Consider the following 2207-nt stretch of genomic DNA (forward strand, 5'->3'; position numbering starts at 1 on the left):
GATGATGTCGACAAAAATCCGCCGAAAACCCATTTCGATATGCCCAGCAAATCCGTCCACATTTTTGACGCGAAACCCTTCCTCCCGGCCGCGGCGAAGCATATGCTCAAGCGCCTGGGCCACCTTGGGCCCAAACGGCGCGCCTGGTTGCGCCTGCTGATCCTCGCGGACGCTCGGAATGCGGACAAGCGCTTGCACGTCGCGGACAAGATCGTCTTTTCGTTTCTTCGCTTCGTTCATCCAGTCGATGTTCAACGCCATTCTTCCTTTCCTTATTCAACACCCTTTGTTGCCAACGTATCATATCAAAAACAGGAAGTCAAAATGTTTCATTCGTTGCAAATCGATTTCCGTTTCATGACAAAATGTTGAAATTTTTCGTGAATAGAAGCAACCGGGTAGCATTTTCCCTCTCATTTCGTGTACAATGGTAGTAAACAGACAAAGACATCTCTCATCTGCTAGCGGTCGGTTGTGCCATGCGAATGATGCTAAGATAGGGAGTGGTCTTTTGAAACCTTCAACACATCGGATGCTTACCCGCATCAAGTCCGTGTATATGTACATTAGCGAAAAAGGAACGGTTACGACCCAAGAGCTTGTTGATGAGTTCGGCACCACCCCACGAACGATCCAGCGCGACTTGAACGTGCTTATGTACAACGATCTCGTTCGCAGCCCAAGCAAGGGCAAATGGACGACCACAAACAAAAAAGTGCGCATCTCTTCGTAAACCCGGTGCCAATAGGGTAGGCAAGATGGGAGATGAACGCAAACCACTTTTCCACAGATGAATATCCACTATTTTTCCATAAAAAAGGAACCGCGTCAGGTTCCTTTTTTTTCGTCCGTCTCTGGCCGGTATTGCTTCAACATGCCCACCTCTTCATCCGTCAATTCCCGATACTCGCCGACGGCCAAATCCGGGTCAAGCGGCAGCGGCCCCATTTGAATTCGTTTTAAATAGACGACCCGCTTGCCGACCGCTTGAAACATCCGCTTCACTTGATGGAACTTCCCCTCGGTGATCGTCACCTCGACATCGGAACGAAGGCCGGATTTCAACACAACGAGCTTGGCCGGCTTTGTTTCATAGCCGTCATCAAGGACGACGCCGCGCTGAAACGCCGCGACATCCGCTTCCGTCACTTCCCCGTCCACGACGGCAAAATACGTTTTCGGCACGTGTTTTTTCGGCGACAACAGCTGATGGGCGAGCTGGCCGTCATTCGTCAAGAGCAGCAGCCCTTCCGTATCTTTGTCAAGCCGCCCGACCGGAAACGGGGAAAATGCCCGGTCTTCTTCTTCAAGCAAATCGACGACCGTCTCTTCCACGGCATCTTCCGTCGCGGAAACGACCCCCGAAGGCTTATTCATCATCAAGTAAATGAACGGCTTGTACTCGACCGTTTCTCCCCAAACGGTCACGATTTGCTCATCCGGCCGCACTTTCGTTTTCGCATCACGGACCGGCGCGCCATCCACTTTCACCGCTCCGGACTTGAGCAGCTTTTTCACTTCCTTCCTCGTCCCATACCCCATATGGGCGAGCAGCTTGTCAATGCGCAGTTCCACAAATCTCCCTCCTAAAAATATGGCCTTCATTAGGCGTTCATCTAGTCCGCTTCCGCCTTCCCCCCATACACTGTGAAGGAAACATCAAGAAGGGGGATTTGCCGATGAATGAATATTACTATTATGTCCCAACGTTGGATGATTACCGTCAACAGCCGCCAGCCAGCCAATTTTGGCCCGGATACCCAGGCGGGCCATTCGCCAACTGGGCGCGGCGCATCGAACGGCTTGAGCGGGCCGTCGAACGGCTCGACCGCCGGCTCGACCGGGTGGAAAGCCGCCTCGATCGCATCGAACGCCGGCTCGGCCTGTCGTAAGCAAAATGGAGAAAGAAGGCGGGGACGACCGCCTTCTTTTTTTTGCCGCAAGCCGAACGGCATGGGGGAGGGCGAAAAACAGCCGTCGTCGAACCCTTTCGCTAGGGCGCCGCGACGTTCGCAAGAAGCGCCGTCCGCCGGGCTCCCGGCCTAAACGAGCCGCTTCTAGGAAACGGCCGTCCGGTCAACGGCCGATCCCTTCTACGATACCGCCTTTTTCTCTTTCCGGCGCCAAAACGCAAACCGGTCGCCAAACAGCGCCGAAAACAACCCGGAGCGGATGCTGAGAAACAAGTAGAAAAATGCCGCCGAAAA

At 53.7% G+C, this 2207-nt stretch carries 3 protein-coding genes and 1 pseudogene; 2 read left to right on the forward strand and 2 right to left on the reverse strand.

The features are described 5' to 3' along the window. Nucleotides 1–261: pseudogene (locus T260_RS0119425) on the reverse strand (dipeptidase PepV); the annotation flags it as partial. Between the two features lie 250 nt (nucleotides 262–511). Here T260_RS0119425 and T260_RS136830 point away from each other — a divergent pair. Next, on the forward strand, nucleotides 512–733 hold the full coding sequence (locus tag T260_RS136830) for a DeoR family transcriptional regulator (protein WP_008880936.1): 222 nt from the start codon (nucleotides 512–514) through the stop codon (nucleotides 731–733). 95 nt (nucleotides 734–828) lie between these two features. Here T260_RS136830 and T260_RS136825 read toward each other — a convergent pair whose 3' ends face one another. Next, nucleotides 829–1575, reverse strand: a complete 747-nt coding sequence (locus T260_RS136825; protein ID WP_011232306.1) for a pseudouridine synthase — start codon at nucleotides 1573–1575, stop codon at nucleotides 829–831. Nucleotides 1576–1679: 104 nt separating this feature from the next. On the opposite strand from T260_RS136825, the gene T260_RS136820 reads away from it, so the two are divergent. Continuing rightward, entirely contained in the window at nucleotides 1680–1892 is a 213-nt protein-coding gene (locus T260_RS136820) for a hypothetical protein (RefSeq protein WP_011232307.1), read from the forward strand. The last annotated feature ends 315 nt before the right edge of the window (nucleotides 1893–2207 follow it).

The sequence above is a fragment of the Geobacillus thermopakistaniensis genome, assembly GCF_000498995.1.
Classification (GTDB): Bacteria; Bacillota; Bacilli; order Bacillales; family Anoxybacillaceae; genus Geobacillus; species Geobacillus thermoleovorans.